At 67.0% G+C, this 22,430-nt stretch carries 22 protein-coding genes and 2 pseudogenes; 8 read left to right on the plus strand and 16 right to left on the minus strand.

Translation table 11 applies throughout. The features are described from left to right. Positions 1-67 precede the first annotated feature (67 nt). From AF1_RS33690 to AF1_RS37105, 8 genes are all read right to left on the minus strand, one after another. Complete coding sequence (locus tag AF1_RS33690) at positions 68-883, minus strand: IS5 family transposase (RefSeq protein WP_242609024.1); 816 nt, start codon at positions 881-883, stop codon at positions 68-70. Positions 884-919: 36 nt separating this feature from the next. Next, complete coding sequence (locus AF1_RS33695) at positions 920-1,111, minus strand: hypothetical protein (protein ID WP_084263317.1); 192 nt, start codon at positions 1,109-1,111, stop codon at positions 920-922. After that, a complete protein-coding gene (locus AF1_RS25310; protein WP_067804305.1) occupies positions 1,093-2,241 on the minus strand; it encodes an IS701 family transposase in 1,149 nt (382 codons plus the stop codon). The genes AF1_RS33695 and AF1_RS25310 overlap by 19 nt, the downstream gene beginning before the upstream one ends. 65 nt (positions 2,242-2,306) lie before the next feature. Then, positions 2,307-3,100 (minus strand): IS5 family transposase gene (locus AF1_RS25315; protein WP_131732988.1). Its coding sequence is split into 2 segments (ribosomal slippage): positions 2,307-2,770 and positions 2,770-3,100, totalling 795 coding nucleotides; the frame shifts between segments, so codons are not numbered across the junction. Between the two features lie 58 nt (positions 3,101-3,158). Further along, positions 3,159-3,392, minus strand: coding sequence for a transposase family protein (locus AF1_RS34805; RefSeq protein ID WP_131732986.1), 234 nt, complete (start codon positions 3,390-3,392; stop codon positions 3,159-3,161). Between the two features lie 207 nt (positions 3,393-3,599). Next, positions 3,600-4,403: a phosphatidate cytidylyltransferase gene (locus AF1_RS25325; protein ID WP_084263319.1), complete on the minus strand. Its 804-nt coding sequence runs from the start codon at positions 4,401-4,403 to the stop codon at positions 3,600-3,602. Then, on the minus strand, positions 4,400-6,181 hold the full coding sequence (locus AF1_RS25330) for an aminotransferase class I/II-fold pyridoxal phosphate-dependent enzyme (protein ID WP_165488466.1): 1,782 nt from the start codon (positions 6,179-6,181) through the stop codon (positions 4,400-4,402). Before AF1_RS25330 ends, AF1_RS25325 begins: the two co-directional genes overlap by 4 nt. Before the next feature lie 1,034 nt (positions 6,182-7,215). Next, positions 7,216-8,220, minus strand: a complete 1,005-nt coding sequence (locus tag AF1_RS37105; protein WP_084263321.1) for a transposase family protein — start codon at positions 8,218-8,220, stop codon at positions 7,216-7,218. A 121-nt stretch (positions 8,221-8,341) separates the two neighbouring features. Between AF1_RS37105 and AF1_RS25335 the strand changes: the two genes are divergently transcribed. Beyond that, a complete protein-coding gene (locus AF1_RS25335; RefSeq protein WP_067804310.1) occupies positions 8,342-9,253 on the plus strand; it encodes a PaaX family transcriptional regulator C-terminal domain-containing protein in 912 nt (303 codons plus the stop codon). Here the strand turns inward: AF1_RS25335 and AF1_RS25340 are convergent. Continuing rightward, entirely contained in the window at positions 9,236-9,421 is a 186-nt protein-coding gene (locus AF1_RS25340; protein WP_067804314.1) for a hypothetical protein, read from the minus strand. The two genes, AF1_RS25335 and AF1_RS25340, sit on opposite strands and share 18 nt — an antisense overlap. A 139-nt stretch (positions 9,422-9,560) precedes the next feature. Beyond that, positions 9,561-10,454, minus strand: a pseudogene (locus tag AF1_RS37110) (serine hydrolase domain-containing protein); the annotation flags it as partial. A 33-nt stretch (positions 10,455-10,487) separates the two neighbouring features. On the opposite strand from AF1_RS37110, the gene AF1_RS25350 reads away from it, so the two are divergent. From AF1_RS25350 to AF1_RS34815, 6 genes are all read left to right on the plus strand, one after another. Beyond that, positions 10,488-11,906 (plus strand): flavin-containing monooxygenase, encoded by a 1,419-nt coding sequence (locus tag AF1_RS25350; protein ID WP_255218833.1) that lies wholly within the window; start codon positions 10,488-10,490, stop codon positions 11,904-11,906. Beyond that, positions 11,903-13,111 carry a saccharopine dehydrogenase family protein gene (locus AF1_RS25355; RefSeq protein WP_131732982.1) on the plus strand — a complete coding sequence of 403 codons (1,209 nt, stop codon included), beginning with the start codon at positions 11,903-11,905 and terminating at the stop codon, positions 13,109-13,111. Before AF1_RS25350 ends, AF1_RS25355 begins: the two co-directional genes overlap by 4 nt. A gap of 8 nt (positions 13,112-13,119) precedes the next feature. Then, on the plus strand, positions 13,120-13,671 hold the full coding sequence (locus tag AF1_RS34810) for a hypothetical protein (RefSeq protein ID WP_131732981.1): 552 nt from the start codon (positions 13,120-13,122) through the stop codon (positions 13,669-13,671). A gap of 6 nt (positions 13,672-13,677) precedes the next feature. Beyond that, complete coding sequence (locus AF1_RS25365) at positions 13,678-13,878, plus strand: hypothetical protein (RefSeq protein WP_067804328.1); 201 nt, start codon at positions 13,678-13,680, stop codon at positions 13,876-13,878. 85 nt (positions 13,879-13,963) lie between these two features. Further along, the gene (locus AF1_RS25370; protein WP_165488465.1) at positions 13,964-15,277 is read left to right on the plus strand and encodes a flavin monoamine oxidase family protein; all 1,314 of its coding nucleotides are present in this window, start codon (positions 13,964-13,966) and stop codon (positions 15,275-15,277) included. A 519-nt stretch (positions 15,278-15,796) separates the two neighbouring features. After that, complete coding sequence (locus AF1_RS34815; RefSeq protein WP_131732980.1) at positions 15,797-16,156, plus strand: hypothetical protein; 360 nt, start codon at positions 15,797-15,799, stop codon at positions 16,154-16,156. A 160-nt stretch (positions 16,157-16,316) separates the two neighbouring features. On the opposite strand, the gene ltrA is transcribed toward AF1_RS34815, so the two are convergent. Further along, on the minus strand, positions 16,317-17,534 hold the full coding sequence (gene ltrA / locus AF1_RS25380) for a group II intron reverse transcriptase/maturase (RefSeq protein WP_207394219.1): 1,218 nt from the start codon (positions 17,532-17,534) through the stop codon (positions 16,317-16,319). Positions 17,535-18,633: 1,099 nt separating this feature from the next. After that, positions 18,634-19,101 (minus strand): transposase family protein, encoded by a 468-nt coding sequence (locus tag AF1_RS25385; RefSeq protein ID WP_067804337.1) that lies wholly within the window; start codon positions 19,099-19,101, stop codon positions 18,634-18,636. A 443-nt stretch (positions 19,102-19,544) separates the two neighbouring features. On the opposite strand from AF1_RS25385, the pseudogene AF1_RS36585 reads away from it, so the two are divergent. Further along, positions 19,545-19,929 (plus strand): annotated as a pseudogene (locus AF1_RS36585) (transposase); the annotation flags it as partial. A 107-nt stretch (positions 19,930-20,036) separates the two neighbouring features. Here AF1_RS36585 and AF1_RS36590 read toward each other — a convergent pair. The 4 genes from AF1_RS36590 to AF1_RS35340 form a co-directional block, all read right to left on the minus strand. Then, complete coding sequence (locus AF1_RS36590) at positions 20,037-20,456, minus strand: hypothetical protein (protein WP_067804340.1); 420 nt, start codon at positions 20,454-20,456, stop codon at positions 20,037-20,039. Further along, complete coding sequence (locus AF1_RS25395) at positions 20,453-20,803, minus strand: VOC family protein (protein WP_067804343.1); 351 nt, start codon at positions 20,801-20,803, stop codon at positions 20,453-20,455. The genes AF1_RS36590 and AF1_RS25395 overlap by 4 nt, the downstream gene beginning before the upstream one ends. Before the next feature lie 9 nt (positions 20,804-20,812). Further along, the gene (locus AF1_RS25400; protein WP_067804346.1) at positions 20,813-21,130 is read right to left on the minus strand and encodes an ArsR/SmtB family transcription factor; all 318 of its coding nucleotides are present in this window, start codon (positions 21,128-21,130) and stop codon (positions 20,813-20,815) included. A 503-nt stretch (positions 21,131-21,633) separates the two neighbouring features. Next, the coding region (locus AF1_RS35340; protein WP_306303187.1) for a YqeB family protein at positions 21,634-22,430 on the minus strand (797 nt) is incomplete at its 5' end.

The raw sequence follows: 22,430 nt of genomic DNA on the forward strand, positions 1-22,430 counted from the left end.
CGTCAACTGGCTCACCGACGCCCCGACCAAGCGATCACTGATCGCCTACGACCACTAAGAGCGTGTCCTACGTGGTGAGTGTGAGTAGGCGTTTGTAGCAAGTGAGTGCTGCGGCGAGACCGAGGAAGGCCAGGTAGTTGCGGGGGTTGCGTTCATAGCGGGGTGACAAGCGGCGGTAGCCGGTCAACCACGAGATCGTGCGTTCGATCAGCCAGCGGCGCCGCCCCAGCCTCTGGCTGGACTCGACGCCGATGCGGGCGATGCGCGGGGTGATGCCCACGCTGCGGAGCCAACGCCGCAGGTCAGGCCGGTCATATGCCTTGTCCGCATACAGCTTGTCGACCAGGCGACACCGGCCCCGCTGCGGGTCGTGTTTCATTTGGAATCCCTCGACCATCGGCCTCAGCCCGTGCAGGTCGTGGACGTTGCCTCCTGAGATGCCAACGCCGATGGGCAGGCCGGCGGCATCGGACAGGACATGCATTTTGGAGCCGGGTTTGCCGCGGTCAACCGGGCTCGGACCGGTATGGCCGCCCCCTTTTTCGCCCGTACGTGCGCGGAGTCGAGGATGACGCGTGACAGGTCCAGCAGCCCCTCGTCGGCGAGTCGGTCCAGCAGCACCTGATGCAGTCGCCCCCACCCCGGCCCGTGACCAGAGGGTGAAGCGGCGGTGCACCGTGGACTTGGACGCCCCGAAACACGGCGGCAGATGCCGCCACGCACACCCGCTGGTCAGCACGAACACGATCGCCGCGAATACCGCCCGGTCATCGATGTTCGCCGTCCCGCCGCCCTGTGGCCGCGCTCGTGGCGGCGGCAGCAGCGGTTGCACGATCTCCCACAAGCCCTCCGGGACGAGCCAACTCCACTGTTCACTTGTCACGCAAGATCCACGATCACCCACCACATAGGACACGGTCTAATACGACAACGACAGGTCGTGATTGGTGCGTCTCTTGTAGTGGCTGGTCCGGGCGCGCATCTGGCTATGTCGTCGCCAGGTCGACCAGTGCAGGATGTGGCTGCTGCTGTGGATGATCGGGGCGGTGATGCGGTTGAACAGACGGCGTATCTCGTTGAGGCTCAATGCGATCAGGTTGGACTGTTCCACTTCCGATTCCCCCTTTTACGGGCGGCGTCACGGATGAGCACCAGGAAGGCTGCAGCTGCCATCGACAGGGTGATGTGGCGGTACCAGGCTCGGTAGCCACGGACCTGGTAGTGGTCCAGACCGGTCTCGTTCTTAGCGACCTGAAAGCATTCCTCGATCGCCCATCTGCTGCCGGCCACTCGCACCAATTCCTCCATGCCGGTGTCGGCAGGGCCGAAGCAAATGTAGTAGGCCAACTCGGACGGGTCGGCGATGCCGCGCCGGGCCAGGAGCCAATGCCCCCAGCCGGATCGTCGCAGCGGCCGGATGTCGGATACGGCCCAGTCCGACATGCGTGGCCCGCGTGCCCCGTCACCACAGCTCATACGCTTCCACGCCTCCTCGGGGAGGTCGGCGATCACCTGATGAGCACGGGGTCTGGTCAAGTCCATCGCTACCACCGCGGCGGACTTGGGCACCGCCACCACGTGCGGGATGTCGTCGGCCTCCAGCCACAGCCGGAATTTGGTGTCCATGCCGTAAGCCTCGTCCGCGGTCACCCAACCGAACGGCACCCGGGCCAGTACCGCACGCTCGATCATCCGCTGCGCCAAAGCGGGCTTGGTCGCGAATTCCACCTCATCGTCGATCCCGGCTGCCCGGCACCGTTCCCGGTCACCAGTCCATTCCTTGGGAAGGTACAACTCCCGATCGATCAACGCCCGGCCGGCCGGCGAAGCATAGGCGAGGAAGAAACCGATCTGGGAGTTCTCGATCCGGCCCGCCGTCCCCGAGTACTGCCGGGCGACACCAGCCGACTTCGTCCCCTTCTTCAAGAAACCGGTCTCATCCACGATCAGCACGCCATCGCGTTCATCGGCCAGGCACTCGACGACGACGTCCCGGACGTCGTCGCGCACCCCGCCGACATCCCAGGGGTAGAAGTTCAGCAGCCGCTGCATGCCCTCCGGCCCGGCATCCCCCGCCACCTCCGCCAGCGTCCACCCGTTCTTCCGCTCGGTCTCACTCAGCAGTCCCCGCACGTAGGACACCATCCGGCGGCGCGCTTCTACTCGCGGAAACCGTCCCGCGAACCGGCCCGCATAGGCCTCGAACCCGGCCGACCATCCCAAAGCCACATCCGCCGTCACACCACGATCATCACGCTGAACAGGGCAGTACGTTACAACCTGTCGTTGTCGTATTAGACGTCATCTCATTTGGCGAGTCGGCGGTGGCAGATGGGGGTGGCGGCGATGCCGGCGAAGGCCAGGAAGTGTTCGGGCTTGCGTTCGTAGCGGCGGTGCAGGCGGCGGCAGCCGCTCAGCCAGGACACCGTCCGTTCCACCACCCAGCGATGCCGCCCCAACCGGTCGGAGGACTCGATGCCACGGCGCGCGATGCGCGGGGTGATGCCCCGCCCGCGTAGCCGGCGCCGCAGGTCGGCGTAGTCATAGCCCTTGTCGCCGTGCAGCTTTGCCGGGCGGCGCCGGTGTGGTCCGCGCCGGGAGCGGATCGGCGCGATCCCCCGCACCAGCGGCTCCAGCGCGAGTTTGTCGTGGGTGTTGGCCGCTGAGATCCCGACAGACAGCGGCAGTCCGGCACGATCGACCAGCAGATGGATCTTCGACCCACGTTTGCCTCGGTCGACAGGATGGCCTGTCAGCTCCCCCCTTTGCTCGCACGGACGCTGACCGAGTCGATCGCGCACCGCGACCAGTCCAGCTCGCCGCGCGCACCCAGTTCGTTCAGCACGAGCCGGTGCAGCTTGGCCCACACCCGCGCGGCACTCCACTCGGTGAAACGCCGGTGCGCGGTAGGGCCCGACGGCCCGAACACCAGCGGCAACTGCTGCCACGTGCAACCTGTGGTGGCCACGAAGATGATCGCCGCCAGCACCTCACGATCCCCGTACCGGCGCCGCCCGCCGCCCTGCGGCCTGGTCGGAGCGGGCGGTACCACCCGCTGGAACAGCTCCCACAACTCCTCCGGCACCAGCCGCTCGACCATCTCCACGACCGCAGACTACCGGCGCCAACCCAAATGAGATGACGTCTAACCAGAGCACTCAACAACCCCCATCACGATCTAGCGGCCGTCCATCGACGGGAACATCGGCCACAGTCCGCTCGCCCCACCCATGGACATGGGCGCTCTCAACCGTGCATTCCGGGCAGGGCACCGGCACCTTACGGCTGCGGCCCCGCACCCGAATCAGCTCGCCCTCGTCCGTCACATCGTCGATGACCAGGCCGGACAGGCCCGAGAACACCACCTCAACAAGCCTGTCACCCTTGATCACCCCTCAGCGTGACGGGATGACACCCTCCGCTACCACCGAAAGAGCGACAGAGCCCAAAACCGTACTGTGAGGATCTTGGGGTGCCGTCCCGGTTGCCCCGAAGCGGACAGGCATGGATGAGCCCGCCGGTCCTCGCCTGCCTCGAACGGCCCAGCACGCCCCGACCGCTGATTCCGCGGCGGGGGCGCCGTGGAATCCGGGCGGCCGTCAGCCGAGCGCCAGGGCGAGCACGAGGGCGATGAGGAGAGAGTCGAGCCTGTCGAGCAGGCCCCCGGCGCCCGCCAGCCAGGAGGCGGAGTCCTTGGCCTGGACACCTCTCTTGACCATCGACTCAAGCAGGTCCCCCAGCGGGGCGCCGACCGCCACCGCGACGGCCCAGGGCGGCGTGAACGCACCGAGCACGGCCAGGGTGCCCAGTCCCGTGACGGTCCCGGTCAGCAGGCCGCTCCAGTGCTTGGACGGCGACAGCCGGGAAAGGGGTGGCCCGCCGAGCGACCGGCCGCCGAACGAGGCGGTGATGTCGGCGATCGACACCGCGGCGAACAACGCCAGGATTTGCGGGCCGAGCAGGACCACGCCGGCCAGCGGTGCAAACCAGATCACTCCGAGCACGCCGAAACACAGCCGGGAGAGTCCGCCGGCCGCGTCACCGGCCAGGACCGGCACGAGGGCGACGGCTGCGAGGGTGAGGGCGAGGAGCCGGGGCAACTGGCCGGGTGCCAGCCAGGCCGTCACCGGCGCCACGGGTACGGCGACGGCGAGCACCGCGCGGTCCAGCCGGGGCAGGCCGGTCAGTGCGGCGTATTCAACGGCGCACGCCACTGCCGCCGAAGCGGCGAGGGCGGCCGCACCGGCAGGGCCCATGTTCAGGGCGACGGCCACGACGGGCACGCCCACCGCCCAGGCGCACCACCGCAGCAGGTACTCACGCCGCCTGGACAGCCCGGCCGCGATGCCGCCGACGAACAGCGTGCCGGCAAGGAAAGGGGCCAGGTCCGCGACCTCGGTCACGCCATACCGGGCGGAATGCGCAGGGCCTCGGCGACGGCGCCCGCCACGCGGGCGTTCGCCGCGGCGTCGCGTACCGCGATTCGCACCGTCCTGCCCTCGAAGGCCGGGGACATCGGCGACAGATCCCGCAGGAACACGCCCCGCCGCCGGCACCGGTCGACAAGCCGGGACGCGGTGAGCCCGCCCCTGGGCAGCGTGAGCAGAACGAAGTTCGCCACCGACTCGCTGACGCCCAGGTTCTCGCCCGCCTCCGCGAGCGCCGCGGCCAGCTCGGCGCGCAGCACCGCCGTCTCGGCCCATCGGGCGGTGTAGTACGCCGGATCGCGCAGCGCGCTCACCGCAGCGATCTGGGCGGGCAGGCTCACCGACCACGGCGGGGTCCAGCGACGCAGATCCGCCACGATCGATGGAGGTCCAGTGAGATAGGCCGCCCGCAGGCCCGACAGGGCGTACATCTTCGACAGCGATGTACAGACGACGGCGTTGCCGGCCTCCGCCGCGTAAGACTCCAGCGTCTGCCCATCGCCGACATAACCGGCGTATGCCTCATCGATCCAGAATCGGGTCCCGCCCGGCGCACCCTCCAGCACCCCCCGCAGTCCGGCCGTGTCGAGATGAACCCCGGTCGGGTTGTTGGGGTTGACGATGACCACCAGGTCGTAGTGCTTCCGCAGGACGCGGGCGAGACGTTCCGGGTCGATCCGCCAGCCCTCCGCCCGGTACAACGGGAACCGGTCGGCGCGGCAGCCGATCACCCGCTCGACGACATGCGCGTACTCGCCGTAACAGGGATCCATCAGAAGCACCCGGCTGGAGGCGTCCAGCCAGCCGCGGAACGCACGGAAGATCAGATCGGAGGAACCCGCGCCGACTGCGACGGCGCTCTCGGGCAGGCCCCGGCGAAGCGCTATCTCCTCGATGAGCCCGTCGGCCCGAGCCGGCGGAGACGTACGCGCAATCCACTCCTGCCCACCGGTCAAGGCCGCGACCGCAACGGGAGCCGGCGAAAACCAGGCGTCGAGCACGTCGGCGGGGACCACGTCGCCGTGCGCGCCCAGGGTGTCCAACCCCCGCCCCAGCGCCTCGATGGACGCACCACCGTGGGCGCAGGACTCGTCCTCGGACAGGAACGAGACCTCCAGCCTCCACCGCACCCTCCGTCCCAGATCGCGCAGCAGCGGCCCGTGCCGTCGCAGGGTCCGGTCGGTGAGCTCGGCGACGTCACCGGTCAGGAGCTGGAACTCCACGGCCCCCGAGCGCACCGTCGTACCGGTGGACGCCAGCCCCAGCGCCAGGTACATCGGCAGCAACTCAACCCGCCCCAAGGCCACGATGCCCCGGCCTCCGTGCCCCGCCACCCAGCGAAGCGCCGCGTACATCAGCAGCCTGCCGATCATCGCGCCCCGCAGGCTCGGATCGACGCCCAGGATCCGGATCTCGAACAGGCCGTCATCACACAGCGCAGGATGCTCGTCCCTCCGCAGATGGCGGTCGATCGAGAAGCGGCCTGCCCACGGAGGCGTCACACTGATGAACCCGGCCGGTTCGCCACGACGGACCGCCACGATGTAGACGTTGCTCCCATCGAGGTCATCGGTGAGCAGGCCGGCGGCGTTGGGGGTGTGCTGGCCGAGTTCCCGCGCGTAGATTTCATGCCGGAGACGGCGGATCCACTCATGGTCCACCTCGGACGCCATACGAAGCTCCAGCTCATCGACGACCGCTGCGACGGACGAACCACCGGCGGCCCATCCCGTGGACTGCTGGTCCATACTCATTGACATCACCTCGGGCGCCACTTTGCCGAGGCCATCACGCCACCGCCTGAGTACCCATACTCAACCGCCCGGGAGTCCGTACCTACTTCCCCCGCCGACCTCCGGAGACCGCCCGCAGCCGACCCCACACGCACGCCTCGCCCTGTCACCTGCCGGCGAAGCGGATCCGGGCGCCGATCGTTGCTCCGCGGCGGTGATCGTGGACCCGATCGGTAGAACCCTGCTCGCCCCGCCCCGGGCAGACCAAGCCCGAATGACAGCCCCCACTCCGCCAGCGGCTGGAGAGTTCCCTCACGAATGTCCCGCGGCGCCGACATCCGCTCATGCCGCCCAGCGTGCGCCGACACGCCGCCCGACGGTATAACTCTCCGTCACAGTCGACCAGCCCCCGGGCGCACCACAGCGAGAGCGGAAAGCGCGCCATAGCGAGTGGGGCCGAAATTCGCAAACATCGCCCCCACCCGATCCACGCGGTGCCCGAACTCCCGAACATCTGGTGCCGAGACTCGCGAACAAAACCAGCGAGCTGAGTGATCAGGGGATCAGAGCCGCCGACCTACCCAGCACGATCGAGACTAAGTTGACCTCCATCCAGTGCTGGTCTGCCCAGCCTGGTGCGCGGACTTCCGGGCCCGAGTGGGCATTGATCGTGGCGACCGCCTCACAGCCCACAGCAGACATAACCCGACACCAGGGCGGGGAGGCCTGCCCTCCACGCCCGGAGTGAGAGCATTTCCCCAGGTCAGACACCCTACGAGGGGCGTGTCACCCCGCGAGCAACCCGTGGCAAGAAGTCTGCGCGGCGCAACCGCCTGTCCCAGCGAAGGGAGCACAGACGATCATGGCCGCTCTCCCCCTGCCGCATGGACCTTCCAACGATCTGCGCGCCAACCCAAACACAATGCCGCAAGCGCCGGCTCGTCAGACCAGCCAGCCTCCCCAACGCCCACCCCCGACGTCAGGCTCGGCGGGGCGTCCCGCACCGTCGTTGCGGAAGCGGCCGCCCACAGAACGCGGGCTGATGCCCTCCTCGGTCAGCGCCGCCACCGTTGAACCGGTCGGCGACACCACCACCTGGTTTCGGGGCCTCCCCGCGGGGCACGTGCATCCGCCAGCTTACCGAGTACTTCAAGCAACGTCGGAACCAGAGCCTTGGCGTCACGCTGGACATCCTCGCCCTGGTGGGCATCGGACTGGCGACCGTCCCCATCACATGTTCGGCCCGGACGGCCTCCAACACCGACTCGCCTCTCGCTGTTACGACCGAGTCGTCGCCTGCAACACGGCCACCCGCGACACAGCCGCCGACGGCGGACTTCACGGCCGTCGCCGATGCCTGTGCACTGCCGACGTCCACATCCCTGCAGCGACTCGCGCCCGGCGGGGAGAACAAGGCGTGGCACACCAGCACCGACAGTTGGACATGCTTGCGGGCGGGGCTCGAGGAATCCACTCCGGGCACGCCCGGCGGCCATCAACTCCGGACCGTGCTGATCAGCCTGTCCATCACGTCCGCCAAACCATCGCATGATGCAACCGAACGGGCACGCGAAGCCTTCGCGGCCCAGCGTGACCGTGACCGCGCCACCTGGGGGCGGGGCTACCGTGTGCTTGATGTCGGCAATGACGCCTATTCCGGGTACTCGGCGATCGGCGGCGATGGTAAAGCGAAGGCGACCGTGCGACTGAAGCGCCCCGACCTGGGCGGCCAGGCGAGTGGTGTGTCGCTGGTAGTGCTTCAGCACTCCCGGGATCTGTTCCCGAAATGTTCGCCGTGGGCAGCGCCAGTTGCGGCAGGCGAGGCGGCGTACCTGCGCGTCCACCATCACCGGCCGCCCGTCGACCGGGAGATCGGCCACCGTTCGCTCGCACCGCGCATGGACGTGGGCGGTCTCAACGGCACATCCCGGGCACGGGACCAGGCCCTCTCGGCTGCGGGCCCGTACCCGGATTCGCTCGCCTTCATCCGCTACATCGTCGATGACCAGGCCGGACAGCCCTGAGAACACCACATCGACAAGACCGCCGTCCTTGATCACGCCTCAGCGTGACAGGCTGACACCTTCCGCTACCACCGAAAGAGCGACAGAGCCCTTAGCGAGACAGACCCCCCGACCGGTTACTTGCGGGTTGGTCCCGCGCGGACGTATATCTAGGTCGATGGCGGAGGATATTTCGATCCCGACGCGGACGTTGATTCTCGGGTGCGTTCGCAGGGACGGGTACCTGGATGCGGCTGAGCTTTACGGGGTGGCCGAGGCCTGTGGGATGACCGAGATGCAGGTGCGGTTGTGCCTGCGGCGGCTGGTCTCTGAGGGGGCTTTGGAGCAGGTTGGTGGCCGGGGCCGTCGGGCCGCGTTCGTGGCCCGGGGCGATTCTGCGAGCCAGATCTTGCCTGAGTTGGAGTACGTGCATTTCGCCTACCGCCAGGACGCTGGTCTGGAGCCGTGGGACGGTCGTTGGCGGCTCGTGGGGTTCTCGGTGTCGGAGGACCGCCGTGCCGCGCGGGATGAGTTCCGGGATCACCTGCTCTACTTTGGTGCCGCGCCTGTGCACGGAGGGCTTTATGTGTCTCCGCACGCGCTGGGCGAGGTGTTCGTCACGGAGGCCGAACGGCTGGGGATCGTTGAGACGCTCGCGATGATGGAGTCAGACCGGCTTAGTCTCGGTGGAGTGACTGACCCCCGGGAGCTGGCCGGGATCTTGTGGCCGCTGGCTTCGGTGGCGCGCGGTTATGAGGATTTCCTTGGCCGGCTCGAGAGGCGCCTTGGGCGGGCGAACGTTGATGTGGAAGGCTCCGGGCCTGATGCTGTCGCCGGGGATGTTTTTGCGACGACGCTGGAGTTCGCCCGCGCGATCGAGCCCGATCCTCTGCTGCCTCCTGAGTTGTTGCCGGAGCGGTGGTCTGGTGTCCGGGCACGTCGGCGTCTCGCGGACGCGCGGGGAATGCTTGCCGGACTTGGGTTGGGTGACCGTTTTCCCACGTTGTTTGACTGGCTGGCCGCCATCGATGGTGGCTCGGTTGACGGTGGCGCGGCGGTGACGGCTGGTGCGTCAGGTCGTCGTGGCTGACTTCATCAGTGCCGCCCGCAGGGCGCGGGTGCGGGGGTCGTTGGTGGCGTCGGGTGCGATGTGCGATGTGATGTAGCCGATGGCGAGGTCGAGTGTCGGGTCGGCGAAGCCGAATGAGCCGCTGATCCCGTAGTGCCTGAACGCGGCGGGGCTGATGAACGGGGACATTTTGCTGTGGAGCCCGAATCCAAGGGCGAACCTTGATCGTGTGAACATGCAGCGGTCCCAGCCTTCGGCGCGTGGCCGGGTGACGGTCTCCAGGACCGGGGGTGAGAGCAGGGGGGCCTCCGGCTTGGCCCAGGGCGGCGGCGTACATGCTGGCCAATGCGCGGGCGGTGCAGATTCCGGTGGCGGAGGCCATCTGCGCCGCGTGGGCTCGGCGGTGGTTGGGCAGTTCGGCGGTCGAGGCGCTGTGCAGCGTTCCGTCGAGGGTCAGTGAGCGCCAGAGCAGGCTGCGGCGGCGGCGCGCGATGTGGAGGATGAGCCGCTGCGCAGGGCCTGGTGGCGGGCCGTCGATGAGTGGTGCCACGCGAGGTTCCAGGTCGGGAGGAAGCCCGATCCAGAAGTCCAGGCCGAGCGGTTCTCGCACCTCGGCCGCGAAGTAGCGGCTCAGCGAGGTGCCGGTCACGCGTTTGACGAGTTCACCGACCAGGAATCCGTAGGTCACCGCGTGATAGCCATGGGCGCTGCCGGGCTTCCACAGAGGGCGTTGTGCCGCGAGGGACTCGATGACCGGTTCGCCGCCGAAGACGTCGTCGAGGCTCAGCCGTCGGTCCAGTGCGGCCAGCCCACCGCGATGCGACAGGGCCTGGTCGACCGTCAGCGTCTGTTTGCCTGCCTGCGCGAACTCGGGCCAGTAGTAGGCGACTGGCCGGTGGATGTCCAGCTGGCCGCGTTCGACCAGCAGGGCCGCGCAGAGCGCGGCGGCCCCCTTGGTCGCCGAGAACACCAGTTGGAGCGTGTCTGCGGTGAACGGCGGCCGTGCACGTCCGTCCCGCCCCACAGGTCGACTGCCGTCCGGCCGTTGTGGAGGACGCAGAGCGCGGCACCTGTCCCTGTGCGGTGGACGAGGGTCGCTTCGAAGGCTTGGCGCACGCCGGTGAAACCGGGCGCAGTCCTCCCCCCGATCTGACGGCGGCCATCTCCCGACGGAACGGTGGCTTCTGCAGGCGTGTCGTGGCTCATTTGGGAAGCATTGCACGCAGAGTTCATGGGATATACGATCGTTTTATTCATGAACAGGTCGGGAGTGGGTGAGGGGTTCGTGATCAGACACTGCGTCGTTGGAGCCGGATTCGCTGGTTTGCCGGTCGCAAAGAAGCTGATGGAGATCGGCGACGAGGTCGTTGTGGTCGATCGCAACCCCGGGCCGGGTGGGCTCTGGCACACGGGGGCCTATGAGCACGCGTCGATCATCTCGAGCCGCAGGACCACCGAGCTGCCCGATTATCCGATGCCGGGCAGCTACCCGGACTTCCCCTCCAAGGCGCAGATGGCGCGATACCTCGGGTCCTACGCCGCCGCCTTCGACCTGAACGCCCCCTGCCGCTTCGGAACGTCGGTCCGGCGCGTGCGGCCGGGTGGCCTGCGGCGATGGATCGTCGAGTTGGACAACGGGCAGATCGTCGAGGCGGACACGGTCACCATCGCGACCGGCCATCACTCCACGCCGAGGCCGGTTAGCCATCCCGGCGAATGGGACGGCGCCATCATCCGTTCGGACGCCTATCGCGACGCCGATCAGCTCCGCGACCTTCGTGTTCTGGTCATCGGCAATGGCAACACCGGCTGCGACATCGCCGTCACGGCCGCCCGTATGAACGGCTGTGCGGATATCAGCATGCGATCGGGTACCTATCTGTTCCCGAAGCTGTTCCTCGGCGTTCCGACCGCAGAACTGGGGCGGTGCCTACCGGTCAAGGGCGAATGGGTCGACCGGCTTATCGCCCGGGTGATTCACCGATGCGCGGTAGGTGACCTCAGCCGCTACGGCCTTGCGCCGCCCGGCTTCCGCATTCTGGACAAGCACCCCGTCGTCAACAGCGATCTGCCGAGCTTGATCCGTCACGGGCGCATCAAGCCACGGCCCGCTGCGGAGCGGCTAGAAGGGCACCGCGTCCACTTCGTCGACGGCACCACCGGCGAGTACGACCTGATCGTGTACGCCGTCGGATACCAGATTTCATTTCCGTTCTTGCATCCCGAAGACGACCTGCTCGACTGGGAAGGCGACCTTCCGATCTTGCATTCCCAGCTCATCGTTCCGAAGGTCCGCGGGCTGTTCATCACCGGGCTCGGCCAGGCACGGGCGGGCGGTGGTCCGCTGTTCCAGGAAACCGGCTACCTGGTCGCGCGGATGGCCGCGCACGAGGCGCGCAGCAGTCAGCCGATCACCGAGGCGATCGATCGTGACCGCATGATCGGTTTCGCCCGGGCATTCCTCGGATACCGCTCGGTCGCCAGAACCGACACACGCTCCCACGGCATCGCCTACGTCACCCGCGGCCTGCGCCACCTCCGGTCGATCCTCGACGGCATCGGCTGCCCTGACGCTCCATCCCGTACAGCGCGAGCCATTCCCACGCAAACGGAAGCGACCGGCCAACGTCTCCGGTCTTCCCGGATGGCGATGCAGAACCGAGGTGACCAGTGAGGCTCGCAGTACTGGGTGGCGCAGGCCACATGGGCCGGTCCGCAGTGGCCGCCGCGCTCGAACTGCCGTTCGTCGAGCACTTGGTGATCGCCGACCGTGACGGCCAGGGAGCACACCAAGTGGCTGCGTCCAGCGGCTCGGACAGGACCAGACCGGCTCAGGTCGACGTCACCGACCGCCGTCAGCTTTCCGGACTGCTGACCGAATGCGACGCGGTCATCTCGACGGTCGGGCCGTTCTACCGCTTCGGCACCACGATCCTGGAAGCAGCGCTCGCCTCGAGATGCCACTACGTCGACATCTGCGATGACCCCGGTCCCACCCTCCAACTTCTCGAGTACGACGAAACAGCCCGGAAAGCAGGCCTGACCGCGATCGTCGGCGCCGGCGCCAGCCCTGGCATCAGCAACCTGCTGGCTATCAGGGCCATGGAGGACCTCACCGCGATCGACACCCTGATTACCGGCTGGGGCACCGGTGGCAGACAAGACAACGACCAATCGCACCCCGACAGCGTGACGGCCGCCATCGAACACTGGGTCGAGCAACTGACCGGACCGATCCCGATCCAGAACAACGGCCGACAAGAGCAGGGCAGGCCCCTGCAACCCGTTACGGTGCGGCTCCCCGGGCACCGGCCAGTGACCGCGTACACCGTCGGCCATCCAGAGCCGGTCACTCTCCCCCGCTACTTCCCCTCGATCCGGCGTTCAGTGAACGTCATGGACATGCCCCTCGCGGTCATGGCGCTGATCGAAGCCACGGCCGAGGCCGTCAACTCAGGCCGCCTCACCGTGCCTGAAGCCGCTCGAAGCCTGGCCGGTGCGCTCTATGGCGGCAAAGCCGGACCCGCGGGCGTAAAGGGCGCGGCTCGCGCCCTCGCCGCGGCCGCACGTGAACGGATCACCGGGAAGCAGTACCTGCCGCAACTGTTCGCCCTGGCGGTCGGCCGGAAGGAAGGGCGCACCGAAACCAGAGCCGCCTACTTGGACGGGACGATCCCGGGTGGCATGGGACCACTGACCTGCATTCCAGCAGCGATCATGCTGAGCATGGTCGCCGACGGCGAAATCCAGCGGCACGGAGTGTTCGCACCAGAGGCCGGGGTGGATCCCGACCGCTTCTTCACGCGACTCAGCCGACACGTCAAGCACGGCGTCATCAGTGACGAACGCGGCCCCGTCCGGGTACTGATCGAAAGCTGAACCCACCGATGAAGCACGAACGCCGGTTGCGCCCCTGGTCGACGATTCACTCATCCCCGGAGGGCCTGAACCCCCAACGCAGCACCGCGAGCAACACCGCACGCATCAGCACCGCAGACATCAGCACCGCAGACATCAGCACCGCAGACATCAGCACCGCAGACATCAGCACCGCTGAAGCCATTAGCACGGCACGCGTTGCCTCGTTTCAAAGAGCCGAAGCAGTAGCCGGTCTGCTGGTCAGCGCGGGCTCCATAGCGATGGCTGTGCCGGGAATGGTCACCACCGTGTCTTTAGCGAGCGCCTTTCTGCTCGTGCCGATCGCCATGCTGGTCGTGTACGGCACTGTGATCCTGACAGGCCACGCATGGGGGAACCAAAGCGCAACACCGCTGGCATTCCATGAGGTCCGCCTCATCCGCCGCCGAACGGTCATCTGGGGAGCGACCGCCCTCGCCGCCCTGGTGATCCCGCTTGGCTGGGTCTGGCCACTGTTCCTCACCGGATGGATCGGCCTCGCTGGCGCCATACGGCAGTTGTGGCGACTGCGGGGATCGTGAACTCAAATGCGCGACGCGGCCGCCGATGCGCTCGCCCCGCTCACGACGGAATTCGTTTCGTTTGTGGCCCCGGTGGTGCAGGCCGCCGCTGAGGCGGCGGCATCAAAGGGGGCCATGGTCATCGTGCGCGCGCTGGACATTGTGCACACGCTCTGCCTGATCATCTGCCGGCTGGGCAACGCGAATCCGACGCCGCCCGGTACGTGAAGACTGCCGCTGATCTGTTACCCCGAAACCCTGGGCATCCGACATGACAAACCCTGTGTGGAACACGGGTATGAGGAGGGCGTTGATGAGCTCCGATCAATTGGATGTGGCCGTCATCGGCGGCGGTGTCGCCGGCCTCGCCGCGGCATGGGCGCTGCGCGACCGCGATGTGGTCGTCCTTGAGTCAGCCGAAAGGATCGGCGGCCGGGTGCGCTCCGATCAGTGGGAGGGACAGCCATACCACCTCGGCGCGCAATTTTTGGCCGGGGCCACGAGCGCGGGCCTTCTCGACACGTTGGGCGTGCAGCGGGTGAAGCTGCCCAAGAAAGGCGGGTTTTTCCTGGCCGGACGGCGCCGCACGGCCACGGCGACATCGCTGATGCGCGGACTCCGGGTGGGCGCGGGCGGCCTGGCCGATATCGCAGCGGTCGAACGCGAGTCGGCTCGCGTCTCCGGCATGATCTCCAGTCTCGTCGACCCGACGGCGCCGACGGGTCTTCTCGCACCAAGCGCAGCCGACCTCGACGCAAGATCATTCTCCGAGGCGATCGCCGATCGGCGCCCCGCCGTACAGTCCCTGTATGGCGTCCTACTCCGCTCGCTCACCGGCAAGGAACCAGAGACCCTGTCCGCGCTGTACGCGTACGCGATGCTCGGATCCGAAAACCAAGGGGGCATCGGCGGCGCCAACCGCGCCCGAGGCGGGATGCAAGAGGTCCTCACGGCGTTCGAGCGGGCACTGGCCGGACGAATCCAGACCAGTGCACACGCGGAGGCCATCAAGCAGACCAACGAACGAGTGGAGATCACAATCCGCAACCGCGACCGCACTGACACAGTCATCGCCAAGGCATGCGTGGTCGCCGTGCCGACGCCGGAGGTCCGACAGATCGTCACCGGGCTCGAGGCCAGGCGGCTGAGAGCGCTCAAACAGGTGCGGTACGGCAGGTTCCTGTCGGTGGCGCTGTTCCTCCGCGCGCCCGTGTGGCGGGGAGAGTGGGCGATCACCTGCGACCTGCCTGTGGTATCAACGTTGCTGAACCCGGCCGTGCTGACCGGCTCCGGCCGCTCCAGAGTACTGTCGTCCTATGCCAGCGACGATAGTGCCCGGCAGGTATGGGATCTGCCGGACGACACCGTGGCGGACCGCTTCGTAACGGAGATCGAGCAGGTGTTCCCAGGGCTCCGCAAGGTCGTGTGCGGGGCACATGTGCGGAGATGGGACCCCGGCTATCCCGCCTGGGAACCAGGTCACCTCGCGCTGCTCCCACATCTGGCAGCGCCGGCGGGCCGGATCGCCTTCTGCGGGGACTACCTATCGATCCCATCGATCGACGGAGCGATCGTCACCGGCCTGCGCGCCGCAACACAGATCAAGACAATTATCAGTCGGGTGTAGTCACCGGCAGGGGTGTTCCACGAGCAATGCCCTACTTGGTGTTCCCTGGGGCGCTTCACCCGCGCCTGCGCGTCGAAGTGCGTCAACCGGTGGCGGCGTCACGGGGAGGCCGGGCTGGGCGACCGCTCCTCGAGCACGCACCGAAGTCCGAGCGCGACACCAGCCTGGGTCATCGAGAAGATCGAGTCCTGCTGACGCGAGCACAAGTGGTCCACCCAGCGCATCACCGACGAGTTCGCCGATCTCGGGTTCCCGATCAATCGCCGCACCGTCACCCGGCACCTGACGAGACTCGGCCTGGGCAGGCGGAGACTCATCGCCCCCGGCAGAGACAACAACACAATTGGTTTGGGGATGGTGTTCCACTGCTGACCTCAGGCGCGGACGTCGGCTTCGAGGGCTTGGAAGCTTTGTCCCCAGCGTCCTAGGATCTGCCGTGTAGGCCGCACTCAAATGCGGCCATCCTCAGTGCATCAGGCCGCCCTGAGACTCCAGGCTCCGGAGACACAGGACGATGGGATGGGCATCTCGATAACGGGCTGGTTGAGTGCAAGTGTGTCGACGACGTTACCCAACAAAAACATGTTCCAGGCAGAAGCGCGAGGCACAACCTGTCATGCTTGCCGCATGGCTTCTGCATGCAAGCTCATCACCTCAGTAGATGTCGAGGACAAGGTCGCCGACCCTGGCCAAGTGGCAGTGACGGTCCGTCATGAAGCGGTGCTTGCAGACGGTCGTCGGTTCCTGCTTCTGGACGATCGAGGTTGGGGCTCTTCACAACTCTGGTCCGAAGCCTCGGCCAGGGAAATAGAGGAAACCACACGCGTGGTGGTAGGGCCAGACACGCCTCCCCAAGGCTACACGCGCGAAAAAATGTAGGGTCGGGAGCTGGCGCGGTGACATTTGTGGCGGTAGGGCTCGGGGCCTGTCTTCCGCCGGTTTCCCGGTCGGGTGTGCTTTCCCCGATGACCGTGGCCAGTTCTGCTCCGTTTCCAGCTCCCGCCCGTCAAACCGTGCATGCGGTTCTCCCGCACACGGCTTACCGACGTCGTTCACCGGCGGCATTCGGTCTTTCCCGCCAAGGCTTTCCGGCCCTGGGTGCGACGACGATTCCATACAAGCTGATCAGGCCGAGGTCGATGGGCCGGGCATTGCTCATGACCCACCATCCGAACTTCGTGCTGCGCCGGTGTTTCTTGCTGACGAACCGCGCCAGCCGCCACTGCGCGAATCTCCTGATCTTGCTGAGACGCTCTGCCGAGTGCCCGTACTTGAAGTACGCGACCCAGCCGCGGAGAAACCTGTTCAGGTCCTCCGCGATCGTCTCCGGCCGTCGCGGCAGCCTGCTCCGGTCGGTGATCTCCCGGATCCGGTCGCGGGCGTGCCGCATGGCCCTGTCCGCGGGCCAGCGCGCGAGGAACACAAAGCCACGTCTGCCGTTGACGCCTCGGGATCTGACGAGCCGATGATGAAAGCCCAGGAAATCCAGGCCCTCCCCACTGACCTCCAGATGAACGATGCGGGTCTTGGCCGCCTTGGGCTCCAACCCCAACCCGGCCAGCAGCTCGCTCAACCGGGCAAGAGCCCGTTCGGCCTGACTGCGCGACCAGCACATCGCTATCAGATCGTCTGCGTAACGGACCAGCACCCCATCCGCTTCGTCCCATGCCCGGTCGAGCCGGTGCAGATAGACGTTGCACAGTACGGGGCTGATGACCCCGCCCTGCGGGGTGCCCGTGACATCACGTCGCACCTGCCCGTCCTCCATCACCCCGGCGCGCAGAATCTGCCGCAAGAGTTTCAACAGGGTCCGGTCACAGATGCGTTCCTCGACCGCTCGCATCAACTCATCGTGCGGGATCGCCGTGAAGCAGTCGGCGATATCCGTCTCCACCACCCACCGGCGCCCTTTCGCCTGCTCGTCGATGAGCACTTGCAGGGCGTCATGTGCTGACCGCCGGGGCCGGAAGCCGAACGAGCAGTCGCGCATGTCAGCCTCAAAGACCGGTTCGAACACGATCTTTAAAGCGGCTTGCACGATTCGGTCCCGAACGGCCGGGATTGACAACGGCCGCCATTCGTCCCTGACCCCCGGTTTGGGAATCAGGACCCGGCGAGCGGGCAGCGGACGATAGCGGCCTTCCCGAAGCTCAGCAGCCACTTCCTCCAGGAGCCGGGCGATCCCGTACTCCTCGACTTCGGCCAGGTGGTCCGGTCGATGCCCGGTGCGCCGTTGTTCGCGCGCACCGTCACCCACGCGCGCTGCAGGACGTCTCTGCGATAGACCTTGTCCATCAACGCGTGGAACCTGCGTCCGGGATCGGCCTTGGCCGCCCGGTAGAGCACATGCTGCAAGGCACGGACCGGATCACGCGGCACTGACGTCCGACGCGATCCCGAAGCGGCGGCAATAGCCTGACCGGCACTCACCGGGCCTCCTCCTCAACATCACGTGCATCGACGAAGCAGTGGCCCTTCCCTCACCGCCGGTTATGTTGTCCGGTCGGCTCGATCAGTACTACGGCCACCTCCGACGCCCTTCCGGCACGCCACCCATTTCCCGAGGTCATCGGTTATAAGGTGCGACGCTCCAGCAACAATTTCCGCAGGCCACTGGGCCGGGGAGGGCCTCCCCAGTTCCCGCCGCCACTATCGGCACGTTCCGCGCCCCATACGCCGGGGAGTTCCTCGCGGCTGCTTCCAGGCTCTTCACCGCTTCCATGGCCTTCACCCCGATTCCGAGAGGCTCGGCACTCCCTTGCCCCACCCTCACGGGCGGGTGAGTAACGACGCCGCAGGCTTCGCTTCACGCTACGGACCGCACCATCGCTCCCCCTCTCAGGGCCTTTGACGCTGGGCTTCGACCCCGCCCGTTTCCAGACGAAACCACCAGCCTGCTACCGGGCCTCCTGGCAGCTACCCGGACCGGACTTCCACCGGCAAGCGACGACGAGCTTACGAACAAGATCAGCCGCTCACGCGGCATCACCTCCCGTTCTGCTGGGCGCACGGAAACAGATCACTGGAGCCATCTTGCGGAAATCCTCAAGAGGACGGCGTCACCATAGATGCCCGTGAAATGAGGCATCTTCCGCATGACATCATACTTAGCCAGCGAATTCTCGAACGCATCAACCATCCCGGGCGGCACCGCGAACCCCCCGCCACATGAACAGATCAAGGTACATCAATTCATGGAATAACGGGAGTCGCACCGTCCGCGGGAGTGGGCACCGCTTATGACAGGTCACGTCCGGCATCGACACAGCGGACGGACTGAGGTGATTCCATCCTCATCGGCCCTGGTGTTCGAGGGTAAGGATCGCTTGGACCACAGCGGTCATGCGGCGCCGCGTTCACCGATGGCGCGGACCTTGGCGTGGTACCGGTGGAACGGCTTCTTGCGCTTCCCCGGCCTGCGGTCCTTCTTCTACTTGCGGGGAGTGCCGATGGCGGCGCCGGCCCCTGCCCCCCTTGTCGGCGTGGCCGGTGATCGCCCAGAGGGTCAGGCCGTCGACGGTGCCGTGCTCACGGGTCGCTGTCAGGTCATGCACCGAGCCGGGCAGCGCCGGCGGGGCCCAGATCAGCTCGCCGTGCGGGTCGGTGAGGAACTGCACGTTCACGCCGTGGCGGCGATGCTTGCCCGAGTAGTGCGGGCGGTCGTCTGCGCCCGGCAGCCGGTCGATCGGCGCGAGCGTGCCGTCCAGCACGACCTGCGCCTTGCGCCGCGCGATCCGCAGCGCTTGCCGCAGGTCCGGGGCCGGCTCGGCGAGCAGGTCGATCACCTCGGTCACGTAGCGGTGCGCGGTCGCGGGCGCCGACACCGAACTCGGCCGCCAGGCGCGCGAAGGTCTCGTTGCGGCGCAGGTGCACCGGCACCGGCAGCGCCTGACGGCCGGGAGGCGGCCGCCGCCACCCAGACCCCGGCTCCGCTCGATGCCCGCGGACCAGGTCGGCCACGAACTCGCGGGCCGAGGGGGACAGATCCAGCGCAGCACGATGGAACGGCGTCGGAGCTCCTGGTGGTCAAGGTGGTCGCAAACCTCGACTTACCAGGAGCTCTTTCGATTGCCGACGCGCCGCGCGGCCTGCGATCAGCCTGTGACCAGCGGAGATCAAGATGGAATCAGCTCACCTGGCGCAGACAGGACGCAGACGGATCCGGGAGCTGGAGACCGAGCTGGCGGTCACAAAGCGAGTCGTTGAGCTGGTGCGTCAGGTGGTGCCCCCAAAAGGAGGTTCGAAGCCATCGCGGTGATGGCCGAGGGTGGATGGTCACGGCGCCATCCTGGGGATCTGGGCAGGCGACGGCGGTGAGGGCGCCAAGTACTGGCTGCACGTGTTCCGAGTTAAGAACCGCGGCCTGGACGACGTCCTCATGCTCGTCTGCGACGGGCTGAAGGGCATGCCCGATGCGGTCGATGCGTCTGGCCCCGCACCGTGGTCCAGGCAAGCATCGTGCACTTGCTGCGCAGCTCCTTCCGCTGCGCAGCACGGCAGGACTGGGACAAGATCGTCAAGGTGCTCAAGCCGGTCTACACCGTCCCCGACGAGGATGCGGCCCTGGCATCCGCCGAGGTGTGGGGACCAAGTACCGGGCGATCGTGAAGTTATGGGAAGACGCCTGGAGCGAGTTCGGCCCGTTCCTGTCGGCATGGGAGCCGACGAAGATGTGCACTCCGGTTGGCGAGGTGGAGTGGGCCCGCGGAAACGCAGAGTGGTGGTTGTCGTGGGTTCGTCGGTGGTTGCCCGGGTCGGATCACGTTCTTCTGCGGTTCTCCAGTCGGCGGACGAACTTCAGCCCGGACCAGTCCTCACCGAGCGCGGCGACCTTCACGTCGACGATGCCGTGGGGGAGGAGGAGGTCACGTACCAGGTTCTCTGTGATGTCGCTTTGGTGGCCGGCCGCTCGCCGTGGCCAGGCGATCCACAGCATCGCCTGGTCGCCCAACTCCGCCGCTATCTCTGAGGCGTCGGAGCGCAGCGGGCTCAGCGACCGGTAGAACGCGATCGTCGTGTCCGCCTTTGAAGGGCTCCCACCGGTTATTGTGCAGCCCTCGGGCAGATCCGGGATCGTCCAACCGGCGGGGCGGTGGAGCAGATGAATGGTGTGGCCGGGCTTGATGCCGATTTTCTGAGCCAGGGGCGTGCTGGAGTAGCCGCCGCTTCGGGTGCTCATGCTTGGATCAGGGTCAGCAGGTTGCCGGCGGGGTCTTTGACCTGGGCCTTGGTGACCCAGCCGTTGTCCGTGGGTGGCATCACGACCTCGCTGCCCAGCTCGCTGGCACGGGAGACGGCCTGTTCGATGTCGGGGACGGCAACGCCCATGCAGACGCTTGCGTCCGGGGCGTTGCTGATCGCTCCGCCCAGCCCGCCGGGCGTCTGCACCAGCGCGTAGCCGGGTCCTTTGGGGCTGACCTGCCAGCCCAGCAGATCGCTGTAGAAGCGGTGCAGGTCCTCCTCATGTGGGCCGCTGATGTCGAAGTGCACCACGGCGTTCGCCCGGTATGTCCCATCTTCGTTCATGTTTGTTCCTCAGATCTCCGGTGGGGAGGTGTCGAACCCAGCCGGCTGTTCGATGCCCGGGAAGGCTCGTGCCATCAGTACGACGCCGTACCGCACCTGCTGCGGGCAGGTTCGATAGAAGCGGAAGGTGCCCTCGGCTCTCATGGTGGCCAGGCCCGTCTTGCGGAGCACCTTCAGGTGCTCCGACACGGTGGCAGGGGCGAGGCCAAGGAGGTCGGCCAACTCTCCGGCCCCGCGCTCGGTCTCCCAGATCCCGAGAAGGATCCGGCGCCTGTGCCTGCTCGCTAGCGCGCGCAAGAGCTCGTCGAGAACCTCGGACTCCTCCATGCGCCAAGACTAATTCGGGAAAGTACGAAATACAACGCCCGGCCAGGCACTCCCCGTCCCGACAGCTTCACGCGACCCGGCACCCGGCGGCGCCTGCGCAAGCGTGTCGAGCGGCTCGCCTCCAGCGGCCGGCTCGTGCGCAGCCACCGTCCTCCTGCGCCGGGCGGCCTGGGTTGCCCCGAGGCCGGAGCCATTGGTGAACACAGTGACCACATACCGGGCCAGCGGGTCCTTCAGCTTCGGATCCGAACCGGAAGGGGTCGAGGCGGTGCCACCAGCCGGTCCAGTGCGCCCCGCCCGGGCGAGGTGTTCCAGCATGCCCGGGGCGGCAGCCGCCGGTCCGGCTCGGCCTCCAGCGCCTCGGCGGAAGCAGTGCGGTCGCTGGCGTTGGACTGGGTAGCGGCTGAGAGGCGCTTGTGCGGGGGCTTGACCAGGGGGCTGCAGCCGAGGTAACCCCGGTCCGGGATTCGCTTCAGAGCCGCCAGCAGCGCCCAGTGGTCTTCTCAGAGATGGTTGCTCTTCTGGTCATCCGCCTGCCGGACATGGCGCCACCACTGCCTCTTGCCCGTATCGCGTACGAACACGCCTAGCTTTGCCAGTTCCTTTCGCAGTTCGGCGATGTTCTTCTCGTCCTGCTTTTTTAGTGCTTCGGCCCGCGCTTTAAGGAGTGCGTTGCCACCGGCCGGCAGGCCCGGCATGTCCTCGACCCATCGCCTGTATTCGTCCCGATAGGGGTCCCCCTCCGGAAACCACGGATATCCGCGTGCTTGAAAGCCCTCCGCGAGCTGCTTGACCGACGGCAGGTCCGCGCCCTCGTTCTTGCTTTCCACGGCCAGTTCCTCGCCCCGCTCGCCGAGTATCACCAGCCGCTTGCCTTCGGCGAACACCCCATGGACCATGGCCCGGGGAACGCTCTGGCTGGAGTCGCCGCGGTCTGTTGTGACCTGGTCGTCCTCGATGGTGACGGTTACGTAGCCGTATTCGGCCATGAGCACGATGACGCCACCGGCCAAGGCCCCGACCAGCAAGCTCACCAGCGTCACTGTCGGTTCGGGCACGTTGTTGATGAGTTCGAGCGGCCCCGGCAACGGAACCCAGGGCCAGGAGGCAGCCCAGTTCGCCAGGAGCTTCAGCAGCCATCCGGCCACCGCCCCCAGGGCCGGAAATCCGACCGCCACCAGAATCCGATTCGACATTTTCTGCCGAATAACGATCTTCGTTTCCGTGCCGGACACGCTGATGCGCCTTTCCTCTTTGAAGCGGCTATGAAAGGTACGAAAGAGAATCATGGCCGGGGTGA

It is taken from the genome of Actinomadura formosensis NBRC 14204 (genome assembly GCF_001552155.1).
Taxonomy (GTDB): Bacteria; Actinomycetota; Actinomycetes; order Streptosporangiales; family Streptosporangiaceae; genus Spirillospora; species Spirillospora formosensis.